The sequence below is a fragment of the Aestuariibaculum sp. YM273 genome, from assembly GCF_030908365.1.
In the GTDB taxonomy this organism is placed as follows: domain Bacteria; phylum Bacteroidota; class Bacteroidia; order Flavobacteriales; family Flavobacteriaceae; genus Aestuariibaculum; species Aestuariibaculum marinum.
In genome coordinates, this window is sequence record NZ_CP133090.1 from 1,883,676 (window position 1) to 1,907,127 (window position 23,452).

General features: G+C 34.7%; 21 protein-coding genes. 16 read left to right on the forward strand and 5 right to left on the reverse strand.

Annotated features, from left to right (window positions below; all coding sequences use genetic code 11):
• Positions 1 to 94 precede the first annotated feature (94 nt).
• From metF to RBH94_RS08050, 3 genes are all read left to right on the forward strand, one after another.
• Positions 95 to 1,051 (forward strand): methylenetetrahydrofolate reductase [NAD(P)H], encoded by a 957-nt coding sequence (gene metF, locus RBH94_RS08040; protein WP_307880435.1) that lies wholly within the window; start codon positions 95 to 97, stop codon positions 1,049 to 1,051.
• A gap of 126 nt (positions 1,052 to 1,177) precedes the next feature.
• Positions 1,178 to 2,275 carry an acyloxyacyl hydrolase gene (locus RBH94_RS08045; RefSeq protein WP_307880436.1) on the forward strand — a complete coding sequence of 366 codons (1,098 nt, stop codon included), beginning with the start codon at positions 1,178 to 1,180 and terminating at the stop codon, positions 2,273 to 2,275.
• Between the two features lie 3 nt (positions 2,276 to 2,278).
• Positions 2,279 to 3,025 carry a head GIN domain-containing protein gene (locus RBH94_RS08050; protein ID WP_307880437.1) on the forward strand — a complete coding sequence of 249 codons (747 nt, stop codon included), beginning with the start codon at positions 2,279 to 2,281 and terminating at the stop codon, positions 3,023 to 3,025.
• On the opposite strand, the gene RBH94_RS08055 is transcribed toward RBH94_RS08050, so the two are convergent.
• The 3 genes from RBH94_RS08055 to gldA form a co-directional block, all read right to left on the reverse strand.
• Positions 3,011 to 4,198, reverse strand: a complete 1,188-nt coding sequence (locus RBH94_RS08055) for an acetate/propionate family kinase (protein ID WP_307880438.1) — start codon at positions 4,196 to 4,198, stop codon at positions 3,011 to 3,013. The two genes, RBH94_RS08050 and RBH94_RS08055, sit on opposite strands and share 15 nt — an antisense overlap.
• A 4-nt stretch (positions 4,199 to 4,202) precedes the next feature.
• A complete protein-coding gene (pta, locus tag RBH94_RS08060) occupies positions 4,203 to 6,293 on the reverse strand; it encodes a phosphate acetyltransferase (RefSeq protein ID WP_307880439.1) in 2,091 nt (696 codons plus the stop codon).
• 171 nt (positions 6,294 to 6,464) lie between these two features.
• On the reverse strand, positions 6,465 to 7,358 hold the full coding sequence (gene gldA / locus RBH94_RS08065; protein ID WP_307880440.1) for a gliding motility-associated ABC transporter ATP-binding subunit GldA: 894 nt from the start codon (positions 7,356 to 7,358) through the stop codon (positions 6,465 to 6,467).
• A gap of 286 nt (positions 7,359 to 7,644) precedes the next feature.
• Here gldA and RBH94_RS08070 point away from each other — a divergent pair, with 286 nt between their 5' ends.
• The 4 genes from RBH94_RS08070 (at position 7,645) to RBH94_RS08085 (ending at position 11,638) form a co-directional block, all read left to right on the forward strand.
• Complete coding sequence (locus tag RBH94_RS08070; protein ID WP_307880441.1) at positions 7,645 to 8,475, forward strand: prephenate dehydratase; 831 nt, start codon at positions 7,645 to 7,647, stop codon at positions 8,473 to 8,475.
• Positions 8,468 to 9,613, forward strand: coding sequence for a pyridoxal phosphate-dependent aminotransferase (locus tag RBH94_RS08075; RefSeq protein ID WP_307880442.1), 1,146 nt, complete (start codon positions 8,468 to 8,470; stop codon positions 9,611 to 9,613). The genes RBH94_RS08070 and RBH94_RS08075 overlap by 8 nt, the downstream gene beginning before the upstream one ends.
• Before the next feature lie 2 nt (positions 9,614 to 9,615).
• Positions 9,616 to 10,467 (forward strand): prephenate dehydrogenase, encoded by an 852-nt coding sequence (locus RBH94_RS08080; protein WP_307880443.1) that lies wholly within the window; start codon positions 9,616 to 9,618, stop codon positions 10,465 to 10,467.
• Positions 10,468 to 10,555: 88 nt separating this feature from the next.
• On the forward strand, positions 10,556 to 11,638 hold the full coding sequence (locus RBH94_RS08085; protein WP_307880444.1) for a bifunctional 3-deoxy-7-phosphoheptulonate synthase/chorismate mutase type II: 1,083 nt from the start codon (positions 10,556 to 10,558) through the stop codon (positions 11,636 to 11,638).
• Positions 11,639 to 11,693: 55 nt separating this feature from the next.
• Here the strand turns inward: RBH94_RS08085 and RBH94_RS08090 are convergent, their stop codons facing one another.
• A complete protein-coding gene (locus tag RBH94_RS08090) occupies positions 11,694 to 12,362 on the reverse strand; it encodes a hypothetical protein (RefSeq protein ID WP_307880445.1) in 669 nt (222 codons plus the stop codon).
• A gap of 13 nt (positions 12,363 to 12,375) precedes the next feature.
• Positions 12,376 to 12,828, reverse strand: coding sequence for a hypothetical protein (locus RBH94_RS08095; RefSeq protein ID WP_307880446.1), 453 nt, complete (start codon positions 12,826 to 12,828; stop codon positions 12,376 to 12,378).
• 88 nt (positions 12,829 to 12,916) lie between these two features.
• Between RBH94_RS08095 and rsgA the strand changes: the two genes are divergently transcribed.
• From rsgA to RBH94_RS08140, 9 genes are all read left to right on the forward strand, one after another.
• On the forward strand, positions 12,917 to 13,867 hold the full coding sequence (gene rsgA / locus RBH94_RS08100; protein WP_307880447.1) for a ribosome small subunit-dependent GTPase A: 951 nt from the start codon (positions 12,917 to 12,919) through the stop codon (positions 13,865 to 13,867).
• Positions 13,868 to 13,870: 3 nt separating this feature from the next.
• The gene (gene dtd / locus RBH94_RS08105; protein WP_307880448.1) at positions 13,871 to 14,323 is read left to right on the forward strand and encodes a D-aminoacyl-tRNA deacylase; all 453 of its coding nucleotides are present in this window, start codon (positions 13,871 to 13,873) and stop codon (positions 14,321 to 14,323) included.
• A gap of 250 nt (positions 14,324 to 14,573) precedes the next feature.
• Complete coding sequence (locus RBH94_RS08110) at positions 14,574 to 16,490, forward strand: DUF3857 domain-containing transglutaminase family protein (RefSeq protein ID WP_307880449.1); 1,917 nt, start codon at positions 14,574 to 14,576, stop codon at positions 16,488 to 16,490.
• Positions 16,491 to 16,495: 5 nt separating this feature from the next.
• Positions 16,496 to 18,445, forward strand: a complete 1,950-nt coding sequence (locus RBH94_RS08115) for a transglutaminase-like domain-containing protein (RefSeq protein WP_307880450.1) — start codon at positions 16,496 to 16,498, stop codon at positions 18,443 to 18,445.
• Positions 18,445 to 18,771, forward strand: a complete 327-nt coding sequence (locus tag RBH94_RS08120) for a nucleotide pyrophosphohydrolase (protein ID WP_307880451.1) — start codon at positions 18,445 to 18,447, stop codon at positions 18,769 to 18,771. Before RBH94_RS08115 ends, RBH94_RS08120 begins: the two co-directional genes overlap by 1 nt.
• A 33-nt stretch (positions 18,772 to 18,804) precedes the next feature.
• Positions 18,805 to 20,028, forward strand: coding sequence for a 3-phosphoshikimate 1-carboxyvinyltransferase (locus RBH94_RS08125; RefSeq protein ID WP_307880452.1), 1,224 nt, complete (start codon positions 18,805 to 18,807; stop codon positions 20,026 to 20,028).
• A gap of 95 nt (positions 20,029 to 20,123) precedes the next feature.
• A complete protein-coding gene (gene queA / locus RBH94_RS08130; protein WP_188223979.1) occupies positions 20,124 to 21,173 on the forward strand; it encodes a tRNA preQ1(34) S-adenosylmethionine ribosyltransferase-isomerase QueA in 1,050 nt (349 codons plus the stop codon).
• A gap of 209 nt (positions 21,174 to 21,382) precedes the next feature.
• Entirely contained in the window at positions 21,383 to 22,423 is a 1,041-nt protein-coding gene (rlmN, locus tag RBH94_RS08135) for a 23S rRNA (adenine(2503)-C(2))-methyltransferase RlmN (RefSeq protein WP_307880453.1), read from the forward strand.
• Between the two features lie 47 nt (positions 22,424 to 22,470).
• A complete protein-coding gene (locus RBH94_RS08140; protein ID WP_307880454.1) occupies positions 22,471 to 23,448 on the forward strand; it encodes a polyprenyl synthetase family protein in 978 nt (325 codons plus the stop codon).
• Positions 23,449 to 23,452: the final 4 nt, after the last annotated feature.

Genomic DNA, 23,452 nt, shown 5'->3' on the forward strand with positions numbered 1-23,452 from the left:
ATTAGTGTTTTTCTTTCAGCTTTTTGTTCTAGGGTTTGTTGGATTAACGGTGGCTTATTTTACCTAAGATAAAACTGATAGAAATTCAGCATAAATGAAAGTAACAGATCACATTAAAAAGGCGAACGGAAAGACTTTATTTTCTTTTGAAGTAATTCCGCCGCAAAAGGGTAAAAATATTCAGGATTTATATAATAATATCGATCCGTTAATGGAGTTTAATCCGCCGTTTATTGATGTCACCACCTCTCGTGAAGAGTACGTGTATGTCGATAAAGGTAACGGACTTCTTGATAAACGAATTACCCGAATGCGCCCGGGAACAGTGGGGATTTGTGCTTCCATTATGCATAAGTACCAGGTGGATGCGATTCCACATTTATTATGTGGTGGTTTTACCAAAGAAGAAACCGAATATGTGCTTGTTGATTGTCATTATTTAGGTATTGATAACGTGGTGGCTTTGCGTGGTGATTCTAGAAAAGATGAGCCTTATTTTGTACCAACTAAAGGCGGACATGCTTATGCTACAGGTTTAGTTCAACAAATTTCTGATTTAAATAACGGAAAGTATTTGCATGACGAAATCGAGGTGGAACATAACTACGATTTTTGTGTTGGTGTTGCAGGGTATCCTGAAAAACACATGGAAGCTCCGTCGTTAAATACTGACTTAAAACGTTTAAAAGAAAAGGTAGATGCAGGTGCCGATTATGTAGTGACACAAATGTTCTTCGATAATAAAAAGTATTTTGATTTTGTTGAGAAAGCAAGAGAAATAGGAATTACTGTGCCAATTATACCTGGTATTAAACCTATTGCTGTAAAACGTCATTTACAAATTTTACCTCAGGTGTTTAAAATCGATTTACCTGAAGATCTGATTGATGCTGTTGAGGGGTGCAAAGATAATGCTGCCGTGAGACAGGTTGGTATCGAGTTCGCGATTCAACAGTCTAAAGAACTGAAAGAGGCTGGGGTACCATTTCTACATTACTACTCGATGGGGAAAAGTGATAATATAAAAGCAATTGCATCAGAATTGTTCTAATAATTCTGTTACTTTTGCCTACTCGCATAGTGAGTATCGAATAAATCAAGATTAACGACTGTTTTTATATCTTCATTAGGAAATAGAAACAGTCTTAATCTAATGGTTTAAAAGTAACAAGTTTTAATGAAGCCATTTTTAACCTACATTCTTTTACTGTGTTCTTTAGTTGTGTTAGGGCAACAAAAAACACACTCTTCATATATCGATTTAAGTTATTTTAGGGGTAATGTCGCTCTGCATAACAATGATATTCTACATTTAATTGAAGGGCATCCCGAAGGTTATATTTTAAGTTGGAATAAAAAAACATACGGTTATAACGATTGGGAACAGCGTTATAATTATCCGGATTATGGAGTAACCTATGTGTATCAAAACTTAAAAAGTGATGCGCTAGGTACGGTTGCTTCGGCGTATGCTCATTACAATTTTTATTTTTTTAAAAGAAACTTAATGTTTCGAATAGCCCAAGGTATTGCTTATACAGATCGACCTTACAATAAGGTGCATAATTATAGAAATATAGCGTACGGGTCGCATATAATGAGTAGTACGTTTGCGATGGTGAATTATAAAAAGGAACGTCTTTTCGGGCGTTTTGGTGTGCAGGCCGGGTTATCCTTAATTCATTATTCCAATGCGAATGTTAAAGCGCCGAATTTAAGTACTAATTCCATGACTTTAAATGTAGGGGTGACTTATAATATTGATGAAGTAGAACCTGAATATTCAACAACATTAAAAGGTGTCAAGGAAAAATTTACTGAGCCTATAAAATATAATCTGGTATTTAGAACAGGAATTAATGAAAGTGACGTTGTTGGTTCTGGGCAGTTTCCGTTTTATGTAGCATCAGCTTATGCCGGTAAACGTATAGGTATTAAAAGTGCATTGCAATTAGGAACCGATGTGTTTTTCTCTAAGTTTTTAGAGGAATTGATTTATTATCAAAGTGTGTCTTACCCTGAAGAAGATGTGTCCGGCGATGAAGATTATAAACGTGTAGGTGTTTTTGCTGGTCACGAATTATTTGTAAATCGAATATCACTTGTAACTCAATTTGGGTATTATGTGTATTATCCGTTTGATTTTGAAGGGCGCACTTATTTGCGTATTGGTTTAAAGCGCTATTTTGGGAAGAAGATTTTTGGAGCCATGACCTTAAAATCGCATGGGGCAAAAGCAGAGGCTGTTGAATTTGGAATTGGGATAAGATTATAGAAGATGAAAAATTATTTATACATATTCGTTTTAATTTTTGTTTTTGCTTGCGATAGTGAAAATGCAGGCGATTGTTTTCAAAAAACAGGCGCTATTATTCAGCAAGAGTTTATCGTAGACGTGTTTACAAAAATATTGGTAAATCGCGATATCGAATTGGTTGTAAAACAAGGAGTGGAACAAAAAGTTGTTGTTGAAACTGGAGAAAATTTAATAACCGATGTTGAAGCTGTAGTTGATAATGGACAATTAATTTTAACAGATAATAATACCTGCAATTATGTTCGTGATTACGGTGTGACAAAAGTTTATGTAACGTCCCCAAATATTACTGAAATTAGAAGTTCAACACAATATGATATTAGCTCAGATGGGGTATTAACCTATCCGGGTTTAACGCTTTTATCAGAAAGTTTTAATGCACCCGATACGTTTACAAGTGCTAATTTTAAACTAGAAGTTAACAATAATACACTACGAGTAGTATTCAATAATGCTTCGAATTGTTATATTTCAGGGGAAACAAATAATTTGAGTGTTACGTTTGCTTCTGGAACGTCGCGTTTTGAAGGAGAAAGTCTTATCGCTCAGGATGTCAATATTTGGAATCGCAGTTCTAACGATATGATATTAAATCCGCAGCAATCAATAAAAGGAAAAATATCTGGTGTTGGAAACGTTATTGCCGTAACCAAACCAGATATTGTAGATGTTGTTGAAGAATATAAAGGGCGATTAATTTTTAAATAATTCAACCGCCTGCTTAGCAATCTCTAATTCTTCGTTTGTAGGAATAACTAAAATTTTGGTTTTAGAATCCTCAGTATTTATTTCTCTAATGTCTTTAGATCTTATGCTGTTTTTGGTTTCATCCAAATTCAGACCAAAGAAATCCATGTCATCACAAACTAATTTACGGATGGTTTGAGAGTTTTCACCAATTCCAGCAGTAAATACGATGGCATCTAATCCGTTTAAAACAGCGGCATAAGCACCAATATATTTTTTAATTCGGTAGGCATTCATCTCTAAAGCCAATTGGCAATCTTTATTGCCTTTAGCAGCCATGGTTTCAATATCTCTTAAATCGCTATAGCCAGTTAACCCTAGCATACCACTTTGCTTGTTTAAAAGGGTGTTGATTTGTTTTAAATCGTAACCTAACTTATCTTTTAAATGAAAAATTACGGATGCATCAATATCACCGGAGCGTGTTCCCATTATTAGACCTGAGATAGGAGAAAAGCCTAAGGAGTGGTCTACGCTTTCACCATTTTTAATAGCTGTCATACTACAGCCATTACCTAAATGAATGGTAATGATTTTAGATTCTTTTTTGTCTAAATATTCAATGGCTTTTTCTGAAACGTACTTATGACTTGTTCCGTGAAAACCATACAAGCGAATACGATGTTCGGTTAGAAGCTCGTTAGGAATTGCAAACTTGTAAGCCTTCTCTGGAATGGTTTGGTGGAATGCCGTGTCGAAAACAGCGACCTGTTTAGCGTTCGGAAAAATATCTTCAGCAACTTCAATACCTTCTAAATTCGCAGGATTGTGTAAAGGAGCTAAAGCAATTAAATCTTTAATTTTATCTTTTACTTCCTTGGTGATTTCTGTAGTGTCACTAAACGATTTTCCTCCGTGAACCACACGATGACCTACAACAGCAATTTCTTCCGGCGATTTAATAACACCAACATCTTTACTTAATAAATGTTGCGATACAAGTTTTAAGGCTGTTCGGTGATTTAAGATTGAAGTTTCAATTTCAATCGCTTTTTTCTGATTATCGTATTTAAAAATGGCGTCATTAAAACCAATACGTTCAACAATTCCTGAACATATAATGGTTTTTTCCGGCATGGAAAATAATTGAAATTTAAGGGATGAACTTCCCGAGTTTAAAACTAATACTTGCATGTTTTTATTCTTCTTGAGCTTGAATTGCGGTTATAATAACTGTACTGTAAATATCTTCGGCGGTACAGCCTCTACTTAGGTCGTTAACAGGTTTGTTTAAGCCTTGTAAAACTGGTCCGATAGCCAAAGCTCCGGTTTCTCTTTGTACAGCTTTATAAGTGTTATTTCCTGTATTTAAATCTGGAAATATTAAAACGCTAGCGTTTCCGGCTACTTCAGATTCTGGCATTTTAGCTTTACCAATGCGTTCGTCTACAGCGGCGTCGTATTGTATTGGTCCTTCGATTTTTAGTTCAGAAGCTTTGCTTTTTACAATTTCTGTAGCTTCTCTTACTTTATCTACTTCAGCACCTTTTCCTGAAGCGCCAGACGAGTAAGATAGCATAGCTACTTTTGGTTCGATGCCAAAGCTTTTAGCTGTTTCTGCAGATGAGATAGCAATTTCTGCTAATTGTGCAGCATCAGGATTCGGGTTAATAGCGCAGTCGCCAAATACCGAAACGCGATCTTCTAGGCACATAAAGAAAATAGAAGATACGATGTTTACACCAGGTTTTGTTTTAATAAATTGTAATGCAGGACGTAAGGTGTGTTGTGTGGTGTGCACCGCACCAGACACCATGCCGTCTGCGTGTCCTTTGTAAATCATCATGGTTCCAAAATAAGATACATCGGCCATGGCATCTCTGGCCATTTCAAGATTTACATTTTTATGTTTTCTTAATTCGTAAAAAGTATTAACATAATCGTCGTAATACGGAGATGTTGTAGGCGATACAATGTTAACATCTTCAACATTTAAAGGAATGTCTAATTTTTCAATACGCTCTTTAATTTTGTCTTTGTCACCAATTAAGGTAATGTCGACAACCTGTGCAGCAATTAATTTGGCTGTGGCACGTAAGACACGTTCGTCATAACCCTCAGGAAGTACAATGTGCTTTTTGTCTTTTAAAGCGCGTTGCAATAAGTTATACTGGAACATTCTTGGCGTGAATATTTCCGATTCAAAAGTGATTAATTTATCAGCTAAAACTTCGGTGCTGGCATATTTTTCAAAAGTTGAAATGGCCGAAGTAATTTTTTCGGTGTTTTCAGCATAGATTTTAGACTTTGTTTTACCTATGCGGTTTGTTGAATAATAGGTGCCATCTTTTACGCTGATGATTGGTACCACACTTGAAAGCCCTTCAATTAGTTTTAAAATAGGGTCTTCAGGGATTAAGCCTCCGGTTAATACAATACCCGAAATTTTTGGGTAGTTTTTAGAGATGTTTGCCTGTAAAGCGCCTAAAATAATATCCGCGCGATCTCCAGGGGTAATGACCAGTGAATTATCTTTTAAATGTGTCAGGTAATTACGCAACTGCATTGCCCCAACACTATAATTTTCAATAAGGTTATTTAAATGGTCTTTTCCGAAAATAACGGTGCCGTCAAGTAATTTTACAATTTCTTTGACCGTAGGACTTGCTAAACTCGGAATTCTAGGAATCACCGTAACATCGGTGTTTTCAGGAATGCGAGATTGTAAAAGTTCTTTTAAAGGCTCTGCATCTTGAGGATTTACTTTATTTGCTATAATGGAAAGTACATCAACTTCTTGTTTGAATGTGTCGTGAGCTAATTGAACATTATCAATAATCTCTTTAACACTTTTATTGACTCCTTGTGAAACTATAATAACAGGTAAACTCAAGTTTTTAGAGATTAGCATATTAAGATCTAACTCTAAAGTTGAATTTTCGCTTGAAAAATCGGTGCCCTCTACTAATATGTAATCAAAACGTTCTTCCAAATATTTGTATTTGGTAATAATTTTATCGATTACATCACCCGATTTACCGTTGTTGTATAATTCTAATACCTCATTTCGAGTAAAGGCATAGGCATTTTTATAATTAATGTCAATTTCAAAATGCGAAAGTACCGTGTTAATATGGATGTCTGTTTCGTCTGATTTTGGATCGTCTATAATAGGACGAAAGTATCCTACTTTTGCAGTTTTACCTAAAAGCATACGCATTAAGCCTAAAACTACTACAGATTTTCCACTATTAGGTTCTATGGTTGCAACATAAATTCCTTTACTCATGGTGTATGTGTTTTTATTTGTAAAATCAAGTTGTAGCTTATAACTATTAATAAGCTTATGCAAAATTAGTGTCTATAATCTTACTACAAATGACATTTGTCATGGTTTTAACCAATGGATGAAAACTCTTAGTAATTTATGATTTTTTAAGAAAATTACAAACTCTATGCATTACTTTGTTAGGTCTCTGAATAAATTTTCCAGGCTGCTGTTTTTTTGATTCAGCTGCAGAATCTTTAATTCATTGTCATGAGCAAAGTCAAAAACATGTGATCGCATATCCTGATTAGTAGCGAATGTAATTTCATAAACAAAATCATGAGTGTTAACAACTTGCTCTACTTTTGGAAGTTTTAGTAGAAAAGCATCTTCTATACGATAGTCAAATTCTACAATAACGACTTGTTGTTTTTCGTCTCGAAGTTCCTTTAGCTTTTTGTTGGCAACAATCTCTCCTTTGTTAATAATAATGACACGATCGCACATAGCTTCAACTTCTTGCATAATGTGCGTAGATAGAAAAATAGTTTTTGTTTTACCAATGGTTTTAATCAGGTTTCTAATATCCACTAATTGATTAGGGTCAAGTCCCGTAGTAGGTTCATCTAAAATTAAGACATCAGGGTCGTGTAAAAGGGCATTGGCTAAGCCAACACGCTGGCGGTACCCTTTTGATAGTTGACCAATTTTTTTGTGAGCTTCCGGTGTTAATCCTGTAAGTTCGATAACCTCATCAATGCGCTGTTTACCTACATTATATATATTGGCGTTAAAGGCTAAATATTCTTTAATATATAGGTCTAGGTATAAAGGATTGTGTTCAGGTAAATAGCCAACACTTTGTTGCACTTGCTGCTTATCAAGGTTTACGTCAAAGCCGTTTACTTTGGCGAGTCCATCTGTAGGACTAAGGTAAGTCGTTAAAATTTTCATCATAGTAGATTTACCAGCACCATTAGGTCCAAGAAAACCAACCACTTCTGGTTTGTCAATTTTAAACGATATGTTATTTAACGCTTTTTGGTTGCCGTAAAGCTTTGTAATACCCGAAACCTCTATAGACATATTAAGAAAATATTTGTTCAAAAATAATGATTATCTAACATAAAGTGAGTTTTCCTGTAAATTCTTTAAAACTTTTATTGATACCTAAAAAAAAGTTTTTTTAGTATTTTGATTTCTTAAAATATTATTTACTTTAGCAATGTAATTATGACAACAACAGTATATTATACATATTTTAGCTTTTGGTTTTATTTCTTTTTTAGCAAGAGGAACGAGGCATAGTATGTATAATTTATAAGATAAATTTGAATATAAGTCTCGGTGAAAATCGGGACTTTTTTTATACATGATAAATACAGTTGCAATACAGGGGGTACTAGGTTCTTTTCATCATATTGTGTCACAGCAATTTTTTGAAAAACCAGTAGAAGTGATCGAATGTTTAACATTCGATCAGGTAGTCGATTCTTTAATCACTAGCGAATGTGATGCCGCAATAATGGCTTTAGAGAATTCTATCGCTGGTTCTATTATTCCAAACTATGCGTTAATAGATAAGTATGGTTTACATATAGTAGGAGAGCATTATTTAGATATTCAGCATAATTTACTGGCATTACCGGGGCAGAATATTAAAGAAATTAAGGAAGTGTATTCGCACCCGATGGCGTTGCTGCAGTGTAAGGAGTTTTTTAAACTGCATCCACACATTAAACTGGTAGAAGATAAAGATACCGCTGAAGTAGCGCAACGTATTCAAAAGCATCAATTAAAAGGCGTTGCAGCCATAGCTAGTGTTATGGCAGCCGAATTGTTTGAGTTAGATATTTTGGCGAAAAGCATTCAAACCATTCAACACAACGAAACCCGTTTTGTCATTGTAAAGCGTGATAATTCTGAAGTTGATGAAGCTAATATTAGTAAAGCTTCGGTGAAATTTGAAGCCGACCATAAACGTGGAAGTCTGGCAGCTATATTAAATGTAATGAGCGATTGTAAGTTGAATTTAACAAAAATTCAATCCTTACCAATTGTTGAAACACCATGGAAATATGCCTTTTTCGTAGATGTTACATTCGATAATTACGAAGATTTTAAAAAGGCAAAGTCACTGATGGATATTATGGCACATAATTTTAAAGTGCTAGGGGAATATAAAAAAGGAAAAAATGATTGAAGTAGCTAATAGGTTGCAAACAGTTGAAGAGTATTATTTCTCTAAAAAACTGAGAGAGGTAGCGGCATTAGTCGCTAGTGGAAAACCAATAATTAATTTAGGTATAGGAAGTCCGGATTTACAACCACCAAAAAAAGTAATTGATGCTTTGGTGGAGGGATTTTCAAGTCCTGTTGCTCATAAATATCAGAGTTATCAGGGGTTGCCAGAATTAAGAGAGGCTATTTGTGGTTTTTATAAAAATCACTTTTCAGTAAGCTTAAGCCCGCTAACCGAAGTGTTGCCGTTAATGGGAAGTAAGGAAGGTATCATGCACATTTCTATGGCTTATTTAAATGAAGGAGATGCTGCTTTAATTCCGAATCCTGGTTATCCAACGTACCAGTCGGTGACTAAATTGGTTGGAGCAGAACCTGTTTTTTACGAATTGAATGCAGCGAATAACTGGCAGCCAGATTTTGAAGCTTTAGAAAAACAGGATTTAAGTAATGTGAAAATTATGTGGGTGAATTACCCGCATATGCCAACGGGAGCATTACCAAGTGCATCGGTGTATAAAGATTTGGTGGCATTTGGTAAAAAGCATAATATTTTAATTGTTAATGATAATCCGTATACGTTCATATTAAACGATGATCCAAGAAGTATACTAAGTGTTGAAGGAGCCAAAGAGGTTTGTCTGGAGCTAAATTCTTTAAGTAAGACCTTTAATATGGCTGGATGGCGTGTAGGAATGGTTGTGGGTGACGGAAAACATATCAGCAATGTGCTTAAAGTGAAAAGTAATATGGATTCCGGGATGTTCTATGGTATTCAAAAAGGTGCTATCGAGGCTTTAAATTGCTCGGGTATGTGGTTTAGTACACTTAATAGTGTATATAAAAAACGTCGTGATTTGGTGTGGCAATTAGCCGATACCTTAAACTGTACTTACGATAAAGATGCAGCGGGATTATTTGTTTGGGCAAAATTACCAGAAGGCATAGAAGCAGAACCATTCATTGATAAAGTGTTAAAAGAAAATCATTTGTTTATTACGCCGGGAACCATTTTTGGAAGTAAAGGTGAAGGATACATCAGGTTTTCTTTATGCGGATCGACAGAAGATTTAGAAGAAGCTATTGCAAGATTTAAATAAAAATGAAGAATATATACGTAATAGGTGTAGGTTTAATTGGAGGTAGTTTAGCTATCGATATCAAGAAGAATAATCCGGAAGCGGTTATTCATGGTATTGGTAGAAATGAAAATACTTTAGATGAAGCCTTAGCTCTTAAACTTATAGATAAAAAAGCAACTTTGGAGGATTTAGAGCAGGCCGATTTGGTTATCGTATCTATTCCTGTAGATGCTACCGTGAAATTATTGCCAAAGGTTTTAGATAATATTTCAGATAACGGACTGGTGGTCGATGTCGGGTCAACAAAATTAGATATCTGTAAAGTTGTTGAAAACCACCCCAAACGCCGCAACTTTTTAGCGATGCATCCCATTGCAGGTACCGAGTATTCTGGACCAAGTGCCGCTATAGAAGGGCTTTTTATTGGTAAAACCAATATTGTTTGCGAGGTAGAAAAAACGACCTTTAAACTTCAGGAAAAAGCCTTGAAGTTGTTTACAGATATCGGGATGCGTATTCGTTATATGAATCCTGAAGCTCATGATAAACATATTGCTTACGTATCACATTTATCACACATTAGTTCATTTATGTTAGGGAAAACAGTTATTGAAAAGGAAAAGAATGAACGCGATATATTCGATATGGCAGGCAGTGGATTTGCTTCAACGGTACGTTTGGCAAAGAGTTCACCAGAGATGTGGACACCAATCTTTAAGCAAAACAAAACCAATGTTATTGAAACACTAGAGGAATACATTAATAACCTCACACGTTTTAAAGACTTAATGAAGGGAGATGATTTTGAGGCGATTTTTAACGAAATGAAACAAACCAATCATATAAAAGAAATACTTAACGGTATAAATTAACTAAAACGAATTAAGAATAATATTAGTAAAGTAAATTGAACCTTTGTGAGTTGTCACATCGAGTAGATTTTAGGTAAATTAAACAAAAATGGAAAACAAAAAAGAAATGAGAACCTGGTTAGATGATTTACAATTAGATCATCCGTTAGTAATTGCAGGACCATGTAGTGCTGAAACAGAAGAGCAAGTATTAAAAATAGCTCACGAGCTAAAAGATACCGATGTTAGCTATTTTAGAGCAGGTATTTGGAAACCAAGAACACGTCCGGGTATGTTTGAAGGAGTAGGAGCGTTAGGTTTAAAATGGTTACAAAAAGTAAAAGCAGAAACCGGTATGAAAGTATGTACCGAGGTTGCTAATGCTGCCCATGTAAAATTAGCTTTAGAGCACGATATCGATTTATTATGGATTGGTGCTCGTTCTACAGTAAGTCCATTCATCATGCAGGAAATTGCAGATGCTTTAGAAGGAACAGATAAGCCCGTATTAATTAAAAATCCGGTAAATCCAGATTTAGCCTTATGGTTAGGAGGTATCGAGCGTATTTACAATGCCGGTGTTAAAAATATAGGAGCCATTCACCGTGGATTCTCAACTTACGAAAAAACAAAGTTCAGAAACAATCCGGAGTGGCAATTGGCTATCGATTTCCAAAACAAATATCCAGACATTCCTTTAATTAACGATCCGTCGCACATTACAGGAAAGCGTGATATGATTTTTGATGTATCTCAAGCCGCATTAGATTTAAATTTCGACGGATTAATGATTGAAACACATTACGATCCGGAAAACGCTTGGAGTGATGCAGCACAACAGGTTACGCCAACAACCTTAGTGCAGATTATGAAAGATTTAAAAATTAGAAAAGAAACCGATTCTGAAGCAGAATACAATAAATCTTTAGATCGTTTAAGAGCTGAAATCGATGTGATCGATAACCAGATAATCGAAGCCTTAGGAAAGCGTATGAAAGTAGCCGATGGTATTGGATCTCTTAAAAAGCAAAAGAATGTTGCGGTGTTACAATCGAAACGATGGAATGAGATTTTAGGTAAAATGGTATTGGAAGGTGAAGCTCACGGATTAAGTGAAGAGTTTGTTCTTAAAATGTTTAAAGCAATTCACCAGGAATCTATTAATCACCAGGAAAAAATCCTTAACGGATAAAACTAAAAAAGGCTCGCTAATAGTGAGCCTTTTTTATGTATTTAATTATTGATGATTACTTATCAAAGCTTTTAGCAATTGCTTTTACATATTGTTTTGATGCCGATGAAAGATCGGAAGGGTCTTCAACTTTAGAAGTCACAACACCAATAAGTTGTTTGTCCTGCGGCTCTTCTAAGTTATAAATAACCGTTTCTAAAATATAATTTTTAGAGGTGTAGGTTGTTGAGGTTTCCGGAACGTAGTTGCCTAAAGTAGAGTAGGCCATTGGGTGGTAGTAATACCCGTAAAACCCATGATAATATCTTGGGTAATAGCCGTAGTAAGTGCTTCCTGCATAATAACCACCATCGGTCACGGTTTTTGTTAATTCCTGAGTGTCTTTAACCACGGTTAGAATAACACCTTCGTAACCATTAGCTTCAATAATAGATTTTATTTTCTTTTCATCTTCCTGCGTAATTTTTTTATCGGGATTGAACTCAGGCGATTTATTGAAACTAGGTGCAGCTTTAATGCCGCGTTTTGTTAGTTCTTCAACAATTTCATTCTCAAAAGTAATTCGTGCTGTGGTGTTGTTAGTTCTGGCAATAACGAGTACGTTTTTATCTTTTATAGAATTGATGTTGTCACCTTTCCATGAGTTTAAAACATTCACACTTGAACACGATAAAACAGATAGTAATACGATGTAGGCAGAATAAAAGTAAAAGTTCTTTTTCATAATAAATGTATAATTAGAGTTTGTTTCTTTTAAATATATAACGCGTTATAAAAATACCTTGCCCGTCGTCTTTACCGCTATCACTTTCCACAGCACTGGTAACAAAGGCTAGTTCCCAGCCTTCTTCAACCATGGTGTTAATTTTTGAGCTTATTACAGCATCGTTAGCTGCAATATTTTGAAAGCGAATCCCACCAATATTGTAAAAATTTAAAAGTTTAGTTTCTTCAAAATCTTTAACACGAATGTCTCCACGGTTAGATTTATTTCTGGTGTTGTCGTCTTCGGTTTGTTCTGATGTGAAGTCTTTATAATTTTTTTCTTCAACAGAAGAAATTAAGCGAGAACGTCCAAGTCCGTTAGGAACAATCGATTCTACAGATGTAATAACTTTGTATTCGATCTGTGCATGTGTTTCATTGAAAAATATGAATCCAAAAATAAAAGCAAATAAAAGCTGTTTCATGTTTTAAATGGATAAAGTAGTTAAACAGTTAAATATAGAGATATTCTTACTTATAAAATAATTTTTTTAGAGTACTTTTGAAGCCGATATGACTGGACTCGTTTATAAATCTACAGGAAGCTGGTACACCGTTAAAACGCAACTCGGTGAAACCTACGATTGCCGCATAAAAGGTAAGTTTCGTATTAAGGGAATTAAAAGTACGAATCCTATTGCTGTTGGTGATTATGTAGATTTTGAACTGGAAACTAAAAACAATCAGGTGTCTGGTGTGATTCATAAGATTCACGATCGAAAAAATTACATAGTTCGTAAGTCGGTGAACCTGTCAAAACAGACGCATATTATCGCTTCAAATATCGATCAGGTGTTCCTAATGATTACCATTAATAATCCACCAACATTAACCAGTTTTATCGATCGTTTTTTGGTAACCGCTGAAGCGTATTCGGTTAAAACGGTACTGCTTTTTAATAAGATCGATACTTACGATGAAGAGACTCTGGATGAAGTAAGATATCTGGCACATGTGTATCGACAAATAGGTTATGAGTGTATTGGTGTTTCTGCGAAATCAGGAAAGAACGTGGATAAGGTTAAGGCCTTAATGAAAGATAAAGTGAGTATGTTTTCTGGGCATTCGGGTGTCGGGAAATCCACTTTGGTAAATGCTATCGAACCAGGGTTGAATATTAAAACCAAAGAAATATCAACCTTGCATAGTCAAGGGCAACACACTACGACGTTTGCCGAAATGTTCGATTTAAGTTTTGGTGGTCAAATTATCGACACACCGGGTATTAAAGGTTTTGGTGTGGTTGATATGGAAAAGGAGGAAGTAGGTGATTATTTTCCAGAGATTTTTGCTTTAAAACAAGACTGTAAGTTTAATAATTGTCTTCATGTTAAGGAACCGAAGTGCGCCGTTAAGGAAGCTTTAGACAACGATGAAATTTCCTTTTCACGTTACCGCAGTTACTTGCAAATTATAGAGGGCGACGAGGAGCATTACCGAACCGATAACTGGGAAAAAGAATAAAAGATGAAAGTTGTTATTCAGCGTGTTTCAAAAGCAAGTGTAACTATAGAAGGCCATAAAGTAGCCTCCATAAATAAAGGATTATTGGTGTTGTTGGGTATAGTAAATGAAGATGCTCAGGAAGATATCGATTGGTTGTCTAAAAAAATTGTAAACCTCCGTGTTTTTGAAGATGAAAATGAAGTGATGAATAAATCCCTTTTAGATATCGAAGGAGATATCATAGTTGTGAGTCAGTTTACACTTCATGCTGCTACGAAAAAAGGAAATCGTCCGAGTTATATAAAAGCTGCCAAGCCCGATATCGCTATTCCACTTTATGAAGCCTTCGTAAAAAAAATAGAAACCGATTTAGGTAAAACAGTACAAACCGGAGAATTTGGTGCCGATATGAAAGTCGAACTACTTAACGACGGACCAGTGACCATTATAATAGATTCTAAGAATAAAGAGTAATCTTTTTTTTAAATTTTAACACTGGTTTAAAATCTTGATTTTTATTGAAATAAAGAAAAACTAGTTTGTGCTATTCTATCTCGTTTGTCTGAATTGGATTAGGATATTTGCATACTTTTTTTATCTTTGAGATAAGAATTATAATTACCCTTAGCTTAGCTAGTTCTCTCAACCTATTAATTCTTAAAATGTATTCTCTGTTTAGAGAATGAGTAGCAAATAATTATTGAGAATTTATAAACTAAGGTTGATGGCGTTTAAAAACTATTTACAATTATCTTTCTTTTTATTTCCTTTTATTCTTTTTTCACAAACCAATTTATTTACAAGTTCGAAAATTTCTGAATCCTTAAGTAATGGCGCGAATGCGGTAATTCGACTGGACGATACTAAAATTATTTTAGAGGATATCGACGAGATGCTTGTCTCTCAAAATCGAATCATTACTGTTTTAAATAAAAGCGGAAATACTTGTGTAAATGCCTTTATGCATTATGATGACAATGTAAAAATTAAAACTCTGGAGGCTGTTGTTTATAATAAGTTTGGAGCTATAATTAAAAAGATAAAAGAAAAGAACTTTAAAGATGTTAGTGCGGTAGACGGAGGCACTTTGTATTCAGATAGTCGAATAAAGTATTTAGATTATACACCTTCCGCTTATCCTTATACGATAGAGTTTATTTGTGAAATAGAAACAAGTAATACCGCGTTTATCCCATCATTTATGCCTGTTGATGAATATTATTTAAGCGTAGAGGAAAGTAAATATAGTTTGAGTTATCCGGAAAGTATAAATATCAGGAAAAAGGAGAAGAATCTAGAAGGTCTGGATATTGAAAAAAAAGAAGAATCAGGATTTATAAGTTATACACTTAAGAATCAAGCAGCATACAAGTCTGAAGATTATTGTCCTTCTTTAATCGATATTGTTCCAAGAGTTTTGGTAGCGTCTAGAGAATTTAGTCTTGAGGGTGTGCAGGCCGAAGTTGAGGATTGGACTGATTTTGGCGCATGGATGTACAAAGACTTGTTATTCGATACTGTAGATTTACCTGCCGAGACTATTGCCAAAGTCCAGGCATTAGTAAAAAATGAAACATCAGATATTGAAAAGGCAAAAATAATATATCAATATGTACAGGATAAGGTAAGATATATTAGTGTTCAGGTAGGCATTGGAGGCTGGAAACCTTTTAAAGCATCAAAAGTAGATGAATTGGGGTATGGCGATTGTAAAGGCTTAACTAATTATACCATGGCTTTATTAAAAGCTGTTGGAGTTAATTCTAATTACTGTGTTATTTATGCGGGGAATTCACAAAGATGCATGGAACAGGATTTTGCTTTGATGCAGGGGAACCATGTTATTTTATCGATACCTACAGAGGAGGAACCAATTTGGTTAGAGTGTACAAGTCAAGATTTACCATTTGGGTTTATTGGCGATTTTACAGATGATAGAGATGTGCTTGTTGTTACTCCAGAGGGAGGGCAAATAAAACACACAAAAAAATATGGCACTGAAGAAAATACTCAATATTTAAAAGGAACTTACGTAATTAGTCCTGAAGGATCTATAAATGTTGATGTGAATATCGTTTCAAAAGGTATTCAATATGATAATAAGTATGGAGTAAAATCATTGAGCGATAGAGATTTGGATGTGTACTATAAAGACAGGTGGGATTATTTAAATACCATGTCCATTGAAAAAATGGAATTAGATAATAATAAAACTGATATTTCTTTTACCGAGCATATTCGATTTAATGTACCTAATTATACTAAGAAGGCGGGAAATATTATGTTGCTTACCATCAATGCCTTGAATAGAAATACACATGTTCCTGATAAGTATAAAGAAAGAAAATATCCCATAGAAGTTAAACGAGGGTTTATAGATGAAGATGAGGTGAAAATCACTTTACCTGAAAATTATAAGGTAGAAGCGTTGCCGGAAAAAGTATCTGTGGAGAATAAGTTTGGGAGTTATCAAGCAGAATTTATACTTGAGGACGAAGGGGTGATTTATAAGCGTAGACTTGTTATGAATGATGGCGAATTCCCTAAAGAAGATTACAACGATTTTAGGGATTTTTATATTAATATTTCGAAATATGACAACTCTAAAATAGCCCTAACCAAAAACACTCCTAAAAACTAATTGAAATGAAATTAACGACCTGTTTTCTTTGTTTAAGTCTTTCTGTTACAGCTTTTGCTCAAAATGTAAAATTCGGAAAAGTTTCAAAAGAAGAAATTCAAGAAAAGATTAATCCCTTAGACTCTTCTGCAAATGCTACGTATCTTTATAAGTACAGACGAACACATGTAGAGTATGATGTGCAGTTGGGTGAATTTTATTTGGCAACCGATATTCAGGAACGTATAAAAATTTATAATAAGGAAGGCTTCGATTATGCAACCAGAATAGTAAATTTAAGTGTAAGTGGTAATGATGAAGATGAAATCATAGGACTCAAGGCTTATACTTATAATTTAGAAAATGATAAGGTTGAAGATGTTAAGCTTGAAAAAGATGCAATTTTTGAAACAGAAAAACATAAATACCTAAATCAGGTGACTTTTACAATGCCTAACTTAAAGGAAGGTAGCGTAATTGAATATAAGTATACTATTAACTCTCCTTTTTTTTGGTCAGTAAACGACTTTTATTTTCAAAATGAAATCCCAATAAAAATTGTTGAAGCACAATTTGATTCTCCAGAGTATTTTAATTTTAAAAAGATGTCTAAGGGGTATTTTCCTGTGCGACCTGAGACAGGTCGAAAGTCAGACAGAACTTTAGATTGTCTAAGGGATTATGATGAGTTTAATTTAACTAATGTGCCGGCATTAAAAGACGAGCCTTATGTAAATAACATTGATAATTACAGATCAGCAATAAGTTATGAATTGTCGTTTGTGAATTGGCCAATGACACCAATTAAATATTTTGCAACAACCTGGGAGGATGTGGTTAAAACTATTTATGATAGCTCTGGTTTTGGTGATGAGTTGAAGAAAAGCTCGTATTATAAGGAGGATATTGAGGCTTTAATAGCAGGTGAATCTCAGCCATTGGCGAAGGCTGCTAAAATTTATAACTATGTAAAATCCTCAATGAAATGGAATGGGTATGTGAGTAAATATGCCCAGGAGGGAGTTAAAAAGGCATATTTAAGAAAAGAAGGAAATGTAGCCGATATAAATTTGATGTTAACCTCCATGTTGCGCTATGCTGGATTAAATGCAAACCCGGTTTTAGTAAGTACGAGAGATAATGGTATCCCATTATTTCCTACGCTTGATGGTTATAATTATGTTATAACAGCAATAGAATCACCAGAGGGAATATTGCTTTTAGATGCTACTACAAGTCATGGACTCCCAAATGTGTTGCCTGTTAGAGCATTAAACTGGGAAGGTAGAATTGTAAGAGAAAATAAGACTTCCAGCACGGTAAATTTATATCCAAAGGAAAAGTCGGTGAATATGGTGTCTTTATTAGCTAATTTAAATGAAACCGGTGATTTAGAAGGAAGTATAAGATTTGTAAGAAGTAATTATTTTGCAATGAATTATAGAGACGATTACTTTGAATCAGATCAGGATACCTATTTAGAAAATCTTGAAAATAAATTTGGCAATATTCAGATTTCAGATTTTAATGTTAAAAATGAAAAGGATATCACTAAGCCCGTTATAGAATCCTTTAAATTTTCTTTGGAAAGCCAAGCCGATGTTATCAATAACAAAATTTATTTTTCACCATTATTCTTTTTGAAAACCAGTGAAAACCCGTTCAGATTAGAAAAAAGAGAATTCCCGGTAGATTTTAGTTACCCGAAGAGTAATAAATACAAGTTTGTAATAAAAGTCCCTGAGAACTTTAAAGTAGAAAGTACTCCCGAATCTGTGCAAATGATGTTACCGGACAATTTAGGAGCATTTAAATACATTGTAAAATCAAGCCCTGACGGAAAATCGGTTCATATTACTTTAGATACAGAGATTAACCAATCTATTATCGCACCTATTTATTATGAGCATTTAAAAGCGTATTTTAGCAAACTAATTGAAAAACAATCCGAACAAATAGTTTTAACTAAAGTATAATGAATATTCAAAACGCACAAAAGGAAGTAGACGAGTGGATTAAAAATCATGGGGTTCGTTATTTTAACGAGTTAACAAATATGGCACAACTAACAGAAGAAGTTGGTGAAGTTGCCCGTATTATTGCGCGTCGTTATGGTGAACAAAGCGAAAAGGAAAGCGATAAGGATAAAGATTTAGGCGAAGAATTAGCCGATGTATTATTTGTTGTTTTGTGTTTGGCTAACCAAACCGGGGTAGATTTGCAGGCGGCTTTCGATAAAAGAATGGTTAAGAAGGGAAAACGCGACCACGATAGACACCATAATAACGAAAAATTAAAGTAAATTAGCGGCTTGTTAAAAACAAACCAACTATTTATGCAAATTACTCTTCAAAAATCTGAAATAGCAAAGCAGTCGTCTATTCAAATTACAGGTTCTAAAAGTGAATCAAATAGGCTGTTGCTTTTAAAGGCCTTATATCCGCAGTTTAATCTTGAAAATATCTCAAATTCTGATGATAGTAATTTAATGACTAAAGCATTAAGTTCGTCGTCTGATGTGGTTGATATTCACCATGCAGGTACCGCTATGCGCTTTTTAACAGCCTTTTTTGCGGTTCAGGAAGGACGAGAAGTAACGCTTACCGGTTCTAAACGTATGAAGGAACGCCCAATTCAAATTTTGGTTGAGGCACTTCAGGAACTTGGAGCCGATATAGAATATGTTGAAAACAGTGGTTATCCACCTATTAAGATAAAAGGTAAAAAGCTTACTAAAAATAAAGTGTCTCTACAGGCTAATGTAAGTAGCCAGTATATTTCTGCTTTATTGTTAATCGCCTCTCGTTTAGAAAACGGATTGGAATTAAATTTAGAAGGAAAAATAACTTCGGTGCCCTACATTAATATGACCTTGAGTTTGTTAACTGAAATTGGGGTTGAAAATTCGTTTGAAGGAAATACCATTGTGGTTAAACCGGCCTCAAAAGATTTAGAACCAAAAACCTTGGTGGTAGAGTCAGATTGGTCATCGGCATCATATTATTTCAGTTTGGTAGCATTGAGTGCTGTAGGAACAGAAATTACATTATCATCTTATAAAGAAAATTCATTGCAGGGTGATTCTGCTTTAGTGGAAATTTACAGACATTTTGGTGTTGAAACGGCTTTCAATAATAATTCGGTGACATTAACAAAAACCGATAAAGACGTTTTACCATTCACTTACGATTTAACCAATGCGCCAGATATAGCACAGACCATTGCTGTAACTTGTTTTGCCTTGGGTATAAAATGCGATTTAACAGGACTTCATACACTAAAAATTAAAGAAACCGACCGTTTGGTGGCTTTAAAAACTGAAATTGAAAAGTTAGGTGGACAGGTTGAAATTACCGATGCATCACTTCATTTGGCTGAAGCTAATTCTATTAAAAGCGATGTGGCTATTGCTACATATCACGACCACAGGATGGCTATGGCCTTTGCTCCAATAGCACTTAAAACATCGGTAATTATAGAAGATGCCATGGTGGTTTCAAAGTCGTACCCGACATTTTGGGACGATTTAGAATCTATAGGTTTTAAAATAACTAAATAATAATCACCCATTTACTTGACAAGGCCTATCTGCAGATTGTATATTTGCAGCCTTCTTAGTATTGAAGTAAATTAAAAAACAATAAAAGTAAACAGATGAAATTATCAAACTTTGGTTTTAACTTACCAGATGAATTATTAGCGGAATATCCGGCAGAAAACAGAGATGAGGCACGTTTAATGGTTTTAGATAGAAAAAATCAAACCATTGAACACAAGATGTTTAAGGATATTGTTGACTATTTTGATGAAGATGATGTTTTAATTCTGAACAACACCAAAGTATTTCCAGCACGTCTTTATGGTAATAAAGAAAAAACCGGAGCTAGAATTGAAGTATTCTTATTAAGAGAGCTTAACGAAGAGCAACGTCTTTGGGATGTACTTGTAGATCCGGCTCGTAAAATTAGAATTGGTAACAAATTATATTTCGGTGATGACGATACGTTAGTGGCAGAGGTTATCGATAATACAACTTCTAGAGGTCGTACATTACGTTTCTTATATGATGGTTCTTATGCAGAATTTCGTAGAAAATTAAACGAGTTAGGGGAAACACCGCTTCCAAAATACATCAAAAGAGATGTAGAACCAGAAGATGAAGAGCGTTACCAAACAATTTACGCTAAAAATGAAGGAGCGGTTGCAGCACCAACTGCTGGTCTTCACTTCTCTAAGCACTTATTGAAGCGTTTAGAAATTAAAGGCGTAAACTTTGCAGAGGTAACTTTACACGTAGGTTTAGGTACATTTAATCCAGTTGAGGTAGAAGATTTATCGAAACACAAAATGGATAGCGAAGAGCTTAAAATTGATGAAAATGCAGTTGAAACTGTAAATAAAGGAATCCGTAATAAAAAGCGCGTTTGTGCTGTAGGTACAACGGTTATGCGTGCTATTGAGAGCTCGGTATCTTCAAATGGCGAGTTAAATGAGTTTGAAGGTTGGACCAATAAATTTATTTTCCCTCCTTACGATTTCAGTATTGCCAACTGTATGATTACTAATTTCCATACGCCAAAATCAACATTGTTAATGATGATTTCTGCATTTGCTGGTCACGATTTTATGAAAAAAGCATACGATGAAGCTGTGAAAGAAGGTTATAAGTTTTACAGTTATGGTGATGCCATGTTAATCATATAAAAATTTAAAAGCCTTGTGAAAACAAGGCTTTTTTTTGCTTCATTTTTTTCGGTATCCTTTCAGGTAAGTTTAAAATTCCTCTTTCAATCCTGAATGTAAACTCCCCAAACTTAAATTATAAGTGATATAGATTGTCTATAGATTATTAGGCTAATTAGTCTTAGTAAGTCTAATAATCTAAGCCCAAAATCATTACTTTTGCATCATCTATGGCAAATACAAAAAAAGACATACGCGCACTAACCAAAGAGCAGTTAAGAGCATTTTTCGAAAAGCAAGGTGATAAGGCATTTCGTGGTAACCAGGTTTACGAATGGTTATGGCAAAAGGCTGCTTATTCTTTCGATGATATGACCAATATTTCGAAGGAAACCCGCCAAATGCTGGAAGATAATTTTGTGATTAACAACATTAAGGTCGATACCATGCAACGTAGTAGCGATGGTACGGTTAAAAATGCGGTTCGTTTACATGATGGGTTAGTCGTGGAGTCTGTATTGATACCAACGCCAACAAGAACAACAGCTTGTGTATCTAGTCAGGTAGGCTGTAGTTTAGATTGTCGTTTTTGTGCAACAGCACGTTTAAAGCGTATGCGTAACTTAAACCCGGATGAAATTTACGATCAGGTCGTGGCGATAGATAACGAAAGTCGATTATATCATGATCGTCCCTTAAGTAATATTGTTTTTATGGGTATGGGTGAGCCGCTTATGAACTATAACAATGTGATTAAAGCCATCGATAAAATAACCTCTGATGAAGGTTTAGGCATGTCCCCAAAGCGTATTACACTATCAACTTCAGGAGTGCCAAAAATGATCAAAAAAATGGCCGATGATGAGGTGAAATTTAATTTAGCGGTATCTTTGCATTCAGCGGTAGATGAGGTGAGAACTAAGATTATGCCGTTTAATGAAACGTTTCCGCTTAACGACTTACGTGAAGCTTTAGAATATTGGTATGCTAAAACCAAACGAAGAATTACTTACGAATATGTGGTTTGGGATGGTATTAATGATGCGCAGCGTGATATTGATGCTTTTGTGAAATTCTGCAAGTACGTACCGTGTAAAGTAAATATTATAGAGTACAACCCAATTGACGATGGTGAATTCCAGCAAGCGTCGAATCAAGCATTAGAAAATTATATTTCTGGTCTTGAAAAACACAACATTGTAGTTAATGTACGTCGTAGTCGTGGTAAAGATATTGATGCCGCATGCGGACAATTAGCAAATAAAAATTAGAAATTAAATTGCTAAAACTTATATTTGAATTCTCTTAGCTTAAGCATTTGAAAATAGTAGAGCAAATAAAACAACCTATCGCCTTTGAAATGGATCTTTTCGAGCAAAAGTTTCTACTTTCAATGTCTAGTAAGGTAGCTTTATTAAATAGGATTACCACATATATCGTAAATCGAAAGGGGAAGCAAATGCGCCCTATGTTTGTGTTTTTGGTAGCTAAAATGGTGTCTAACGGCGAGGCTATAGAGCGTACGTATCGAGGAGCTTCAGTTATAGAATTGATTCATACCGCAACTTTGGTGCATGACGATGTGGTTGATGATAGTAACCGCCGTCGTGGATTCTTTTCAGTTAATGCCCTTTGGAAAAATAAAATAGCCGTTCTTATTGGCGATTATCTGCTGTCGAAAGGTTTATTGCTCAGTATCGATAATAACGATTTCGATTTACTTAAAATCATTTCTGTCGCTGTTAGAGAAATGAGTGAAGGTGAATTGCTTCAGATTGAAAAGGCTCGAAAGCTGGATATTACTGAGGATGTATATTACGAAATCATTCGACAAAAAACAGCCACATTAATAGCGGCTTGTTGTAGTTTAGGGGCAGCTTCGGTTAAGCCTGAATCAGACCATGTTGAAAAGATGCGTAAATTCGGGGAACTTATTGGTATGGCTTTTCAAATTAAGGATGATTTATTTGATTATAGCGAAGACCAGATTGGGAAACCAACAGGTATCGATATCAAAGAACAAAAAATGACATTGCCTTTAATTTATGTGCTTAACAACGCAGAAAAGAAAGATAAAAAGTGGTTAATTAACTCTATAAAAAACCATAATAAGGATAAAAAGCGTGTTAAAGAAGTTATTGCTTTTGTAAAGGCTAATGGCGGTTTAGAGTATGCGATTACTAAAATGAAGCAGTTTCAAACCGATGCTTTGAATATTCTGAACACCTATCCGGATTCTGATTATAAAAATTCATTGGAGTTAATGGTGAACTACGTTATCGAGAGAAAAAAGTAGTTTT